Genomic DNA, 5,809 nt, shown 5'->3' with positions numbered 1-5,809 from the left:
GTGCGCTTCTTGGCCGTGGCCTGCTCGTAGTCGCCGAAGCCAAGCTGCTTGCCATCCATCACCCCAGTCCTGGCCAGAGATCACACGGTCATTGTCCCGCGACTCGGCTCAGTTTTCCAGAGGCTCCCTAAACGTGAAACCACCTCATAAGGTCATCCTGAATGATCCTGTATGGGGTGTCAAGTCATTTCTTCAGCCGAACGAGGGTCCTGGCGATCGAATCTTGGTGTGTTTTCTCGCCAGGCTATTTGCGATCAGCAGCTGCTGGAGGCACTGCTGAGGGCTGAGGCCACCGAGAGCCATGTGGCACCTGGTGCCGTTACAGATCCCCAGATAGCGAGGTAGCCAGCCATTGCATTCCTCTGAGGTCTGGTAGACGATCACATAGGCCCCCTGCGTCAGCTTTCGCCCTGGCATCCTGGATGGGCCGATGGCAGCCGCCAAGCGGGCGCTGCGCATACTGGCCCGGCGGATTCTGGCTCTGGATGCCGAGCTCGAGGCGTTGATGCGCGATCTCGATGTGTTGACCCAGGCGCTTGCCCGAGCCTGCGCCAGAGCTATGGCATCGGCATCGACGGAGCCGCTGTACTTCTGGCTGCTGTCGGCGATAAACCTCAGCGGATTCGCTCAGAAGCGGCATTTGCCGCCATTTGCGGTGCCAACCCAATGGAGGCCAGCTCCAGCAACAGACGGCATCACCCGCTGAATCGGGGAGGCAACCGCCAGGCCAATGCCACCCTTCATCGCATTGCGTTGGTGAGGCTACGCTCGCATCAGCAGACCAAGGCCTACACCGGACGCCGCAAGGCAGAAGGGCTGAGCAACAAGGACATCCTGCGCTGCCTCCAGGGCTGATTGAAAGTCTGTTCAAGTGGCCCATCCCGACCTGATCCCCGCCATAGCGAGCAGCTTGGCGATGTCATGGGCCACCGCGGCCAGTCCAGCTCTCACCGAGTGGTGGCCGTGGAGCCCGAGCAGGTTCAGGGCCAGGGTGAGCAGTGTGGCCAGCACCGCTGCACCGGGGCCGACATAGCGGTGGGCATCCTCATGGAGCTGGGTGTCGCGGAGCCAGTGCCAGATTTCAATGCACCATCGGTCCCTCACCAGTTTCAGCAAGGCTTTTGGAGTGGTGCGCAGGCTGGTGAGAAAGAGGTGTCTCTGGAGAGAGGGCTTGCCGGCACGCTTGCCAATGACGACCAGTTCGACGATCCAACTGCTGCCGATCCAGGCCTCACGGATGTGCTCCGGTGCCTGTTTGGCCCTGAGGGTCCAGGTGGTGTCGCGCCCGTGACGGTGCTCTGAAACCGTTGCCGTCAAAGGGATCTTGCGGGAGTAGAGGAACTGCTCGCTGATCTGGCGGTGCAGGGTCCTTTGGTTCGCTCACCGCCCAAGCACCGCCACCAGGAGCAGAAACCATTGGGGGAAACGTACCCCTCGGCGCATCCGTCCTTCGGGGATCGCCTGCAGAAAACTGATCAGGTCAGCATAGGCATTGGCAGGAGAGGGTTCTGGCAAAGAAGGGATCCATTCCCGCCGACCAAACCCAATGGTCGCAGCCCTGCCGAGCGCACTTGTGACGGACTTTCAATCAGCCCTGGTCTGCGGGGGCTTCGTTGAGCTGGTACGTGGCCCAATGTCGAGGCCCGACTGGCAACGTAGGGGAATGAGTAGCGTCGCATCCACCCCCACCGACCCCTGCATCCACTGCGGCTTCTGCCTGCCGAGTTGCGCCAGCTACCGGGTGCTGGGATCCGAGATGGATTCACCCCGCGGGCGGATCCACATGCTCAAGGCGATCGATCGCGGTGAACTGAACCTCGACGCCACCGTGGCGGGCCATTTCGACAGCTGCCTGGGCTGCCTGGCCTGCGTCTCGGCCTGCCCCTCCGGGGTGCGCTACGACGAGCTGATCGCCGCCACCCGGCCCAAGCTGAATGCACCGGAGCTGCGCAGCCCCTGGCAGCGCAGTTTCCGGGCGCTGCTGTTCCAGCTCCTGCCCTACCCCGCGCGCCTTCGGGCGCTGCTGCAACCCCTGCGCCTCTATGCGGGCACCCCCCTGCAGGACTTCGCCCGCCGCAGCGGTTTTACCCGCCTGCTCGGCCCGCAGCTGGAGGCGATGGAGCGGCTGCTGCCGGCGCTGCAACCCGAGGCCTTCCAGCCCTCGGCACCGGCGCTGATCCCGGCCCAGGGCGCCCGCCGTTACCGGGTAGGGCTGGTCACAGGCTGCGTGCAGCGGCTGTTTGATCCGGCGGTGAACCACGCGGCGATCGAGCTGCTCAGTGCCAACGGCATCGAGGTGGTGATCCCTCCCGAGCAGAACTGCTGTGGCGCCATGACCCACCACCAGGGGGAACTGGAGCAGACCCGGGCCCTGGCCAAGGACCTGCTCTGCAGCTTCGAGGCGGTGATCGGTCCGGGGCTGGCGGCGGGCTCCGAACCCCTCGATGCGGTGCTGGTGGCGGCCTCCGGCTGCGGGCACACGCTCAAGCAGCTCGACGAAATCCTGGCGGGAGAGCCGGAGTGGGCCGCCCGGGGCAGCGCCTTCGCCGGCCAGGTGGCTGACATTCAGGAGTTCCTGCACCGGGTGGGTCTGAGCGCGGAGTTTGTTCAGCGGCTTCAGCCCCTGCGCCACGCCGATGGCACCCCCGCCAGCGCTGATCACCCCCTGCGTCTGGCCTACCACGATGCCTGCCACATGCTTCACGGCCAGGGGCTGAGCCAGCAGCCGCGGCAGCTGCTGCGCCAGATCCCTCACGTGCGGATCGTGGAGGCGCTGGAAGCGGGCGTGTGCTGCGGCAGCGCCGGCATCTACAACCTGGTGCAGCCCGAGGAAGCCGCTGAACTGGGCCGGATCAAAGCCGCCGATCTCAGCGGCAGTGGCGCCGATCTGGCGGTGAGCGCCAACATCGGCTGCAGCCTGCAGATCCGCCAGCACATGGAGAGCACGGCCCGCCCGATCCCCGTGGCCCATCCGGTGGAGCTGCTGATGCGCAGCGCCACCGGCAGCTGAACCCCCTGCTCAGGAGCTGCCCCCCTGCGGCTCCATCAACCGCCAGGCCTGGTGGAGAGTGTCATCAGCACCGAGATTGCCGGGGAAAGTGAGCAGGGGCAGCAGCGGGAAGCGAGCGTGGTCGGCTGGCAGGCGCAGCATCGAGAGGCCCGGCAGCAGTTGCCCCTCCAGCCGCACCGCAGCCAGGGCCAGGCCATCACGCAGGAGCGTCTGGCTGGTGGTGCCGCCCTTGCTGATCAGGTAGCTCAGCTCCGGCGGCAGTCCAGCGGCAAGCCGGGCCATCAGCCCCGCCAGGCTGAACGACAACCGCTGCCGCTCGCTGGCGTCGTGGCACGGCCGCTCACCCCGGCTGGTGAACAGCACCGGCGTGCGGCCGGAGGTCCAGGCGCGCTGCAAACGCTCCAGCAGCTCCTCACGCAGCGGCTCAAGGGCCTGATCCACCGGCTCCTGCTGGTCCAGGACGGACGGCGGGCCGCCAGGCCCGGAGCCCAGGCGCCGGATCGTGTTCAGCACCCGCTCCACCGGCAGCTCCACCCCGGCGCAGGCGGGTTCGGCCAGCAGCTGCAGGAGCTGCTGATCACTCAAGGGCACATGGGATCCCACCAGCACGGCTCCCGGGGCCGAGCCCCTGCGCAGGCGGGCCAGGGCGGGGGGCGGCAGCGGCTGAGGCGGCAGGGCTGAGAGGGCCTGGAGCAGGCTCGCCGCGGACTGAACCAGCAACCGCCTGAGCGGCAGCACCGCCCGGATCGCCTGCGCCAGAGCCTCGAGCTGCCCGGGCCGCTGCGCGTCCACCACCACGACGGGGTTGCCGCGCAGGGCCAGCAACCGCTCCACCAGGGCCTGGTGACCTTCTGGCTCTCGCTCCGCCAGGGTGAGCCGCTGCACCGCCTCGGCCCTGCGCTGACCCCCGCTCTTGGGCTCCCCCCAGTCGGACAGATGGCTGGTGGGGTAGCCGAAGCGCGCATCGGCGGCGAAGGCCGAGCGATGCACCGGCTCGCCGTGGAGCAGGTGAACCCCCTCCACGGTGGTGCGCCCTCCCTCCAGAAAGGCCGGCACCAGCAAGGTGGCATCGAAGGGGCCGAGTTCCGCCGCGATCCGATCGATCTCCAGGGGGAAATGGCCGCGCAAGGTGGAATCCCCCCGGCTGACCAGCAGCCAGGAGCCTGGGCCGGCTTGACCAGGGGCCTCAACCAGGGCCGCGCGCAGGGACCGGCAGATGGCGTCCACCCGCTGGGCCGCCTGATCAGGAACCAGCGCCCGGGTGTCGCTGAGCAGAAACAGCAGGGGGGATGGGTCGTTCAGGGCCTGCTTCAGGGTGGCCGGATCCCAGCGCAGAAGCAGTGGACAGCCATGCACCGACTGGGATCCGGTGGGGTCGTCATCCAGGACGATGATCTTCAAGCCGGCGGACGCGGGGGAAGGCCATGGAGCCATGGCACCATCGTGCCGTGATCACCCCTGATCCCCACGATCTGGCCGAGCTCGTGCGTGACCTGCACGCAGACGGAACGCCCTGGCTTCCCGCCGGCAGTGGCAGCCGTCTGCACTGGGGGCCACCGGTGCGCGACACCGCCCTGGTGGTGAGCACCCGGAGCATGAACCGGATCCTCGATCACGCCGTCGGGGATTTCACGGTGACGGTGGAGGCGGGCACCCCGCTGCGGGAGCTGCAGGAGGCCCTGCACCGGGAGAACCAGTGGCTCACGGTCGACTGGCCCTGGGGCAGCGATGCCGACGGGACTGGTGCGGGGACGGTGGGGGGACTGGTGGCCCGTGGCCTGGCCGGTGGCCTGCGCCAGCGGTATCTGGGAGTGCGTGACCAGTTGATCGGCATCGGCCTGCTCCGCGCCGATGGAGTCGCCGCACGGGCGGGGGGCAAGGTGGTCAAGAACGTGGCCGGCTACGACCTGATGCGGCTGTTCACCGGCAGCTGGGGCTCGCTCGGACTGATCACGGAAGTGACGCTGCGCACCAGCCCCCAGCCGCCGGAGCGGCGGGGCCTGCTGCTGCAGGGGGAGCTCGAGCCCCTCGATGAGTTGCGCCGCTGGCTGCTGCGATCCAGCCTCACTCCCGAACTGATCGATTGGTGGAGCCCGTCCCTGGCCGCCCTGGCGGGCGCCGAGCCGCAGCCGGCGCTGCTGCTGGGGCTGGCCAGCGTCAGTGAGGCCGCCCTGCGTGCCCAGTGCCTGGAAATCCGTGGGCAGGCCGAAGGCCTGGGCCTGCGCAGCCAGCCCCTCGATCCGGAGCGGCTCGAGGCCCTGCGGGCTGTGGCCCTCGGCCGGCCCGAGCCCGGCAGCTGGCTGCTGCGCCTGGGAGTGCTGCCGGCCCGGTCGAGCTCCCTGCTGGCCGAGCGGGCGCTGCGGGATCTGCCGGTGGTCCTGGGGGCCGGCAGCGGCCTGGGCTACTGCTGGGCGCCGGCGCAGCTGCCGGCCTACCGGGTGGAGGAGCTGAGGCGCTGCTGCGTGTCCCGCGGGGGCGTGCTCACGGTGCTGCAGCAGCCCGCGGGCTGCCAGGTGCCCGCGTGGGACGACGTTCCGTCACGGGCACTGATCGAGACGGTGAAGGCCCAGTTCGACCCCAAACAGCAGCTGGCCCGCGGGCGGCTGCCCGGGGTGCGCGATCGGCCTCTGCCCTGATCAGCACAGGGGCATCAGGCACGACTCCGGAATCGAGAGGATCAGCGGGCCGGTGCCTGCGGCCAGGCGCCGCCAGGCACCGGCCGCCATCTCCACCTGCAGGGCCTCAGCGGCGGCGGGCGTCTCCCCCAGGGGTCGCACGTAGACCGACACGCTCCAGGCA

6 protein-coding genes are annotated in these 5,809 nt (G+C 68.8%); 4 read left to right on the top strand and 2 right to left on the bottom strand.

All coding sequences use genetic code 11. The features are described from left to right. Positions 1-430 precede the first annotated feature (430 nt). Together KBY78_RS15465 and KBY78_RS16430 are read left to right on the top strand one after the other, a co-directional pair. Positions 431-706 (top strand): hypothetical protein, encoded by a 276-nt coding sequence (locus KBY78_RS15465; RefSeq protein ID WP_255144382.1) that lies wholly within the window; start codon positions 431-433, stop codon positions 704-706. Then, complete coding sequence (locus KBY78_RS16430; RefSeq protein WP_399216031.1) at positions 592-855, top strand: transposase; 264 nt, start codon at positions 592-594, stop codon at positions 853-855. Before KBY78_RS15465 ends, KBY78_RS16430 begins: the two co-directional genes overlap by 115 nt. A gap of 12 nt (positions 856-867) precedes the next feature. Here KBY78_RS16430 and KBY78_RS15460 read toward each other — a convergent pair whose 3' ends face one another. Continuing rightward, positions 868-1,317, bottom strand: coding sequence for a transposase (locus tag KBY78_RS15460; protein ID WP_255144381.1), 450 nt, complete (start codon positions 1,315-1,317; stop codon positions 868-870). Between the two features lie 346 nt (positions 1,318-1,663). Between KBY78_RS15460 and KBY78_RS15455 the strand changes: the two genes are divergently transcribed. Then, entirely contained in the window at positions 1,664-3,010 is a 1,347-nt protein-coding gene (locus KBY78_RS15455; protein ID WP_255144380.1) for a (Fe-S)-binding protein, read from the top strand. Between the two features lie 9 nt (positions 3,011-3,019). Here the strand turns inward: KBY78_RS15455 and KBY78_RS15450 are convergent, their stop codons facing one another. Continuing rightward, positions 3,020-4,444, bottom strand: coding sequence for a four-carbon acid sugar kinase family protein (locus KBY78_RS15450; protein ID WP_255144379.1), 1,425 nt, complete (start codon positions 4,442-4,444; stop codon positions 3,020-3,022). Here KBY78_RS15450 and KBY78_RS15445 point away from each other — a divergent pair. Continuing rightward, positions 4,435-5,646, top strand: a complete 1,212-nt coding sequence (locus KBY78_RS15445) for an FAD-binding oxidoreductase (protein WP_255144378.1) — start codon at positions 4,435-4,437, stop codon at positions 5,644-5,646. The genes KBY78_RS15450 and KBY78_RS15445 overlap by 10 nt on opposite strands. Positions 5,647-5,809 lie beyond the last annotated feature (163 nt).

Origin of the sequence: Synechococcus sp. EJ6-Ellesmere, assembly GCF_024345875.1 — a bacterium.
Classification (GTDB): Bacteria; Cyanobacteriota; Cyanobacteriia; order PCC-6307; family Cyanobiaceae; genus Regnicoccus_A; species Regnicoccus_A antarcticus.
This window is presented reverse-complemented; position numbering and strand designations above follow the sequence as displayed.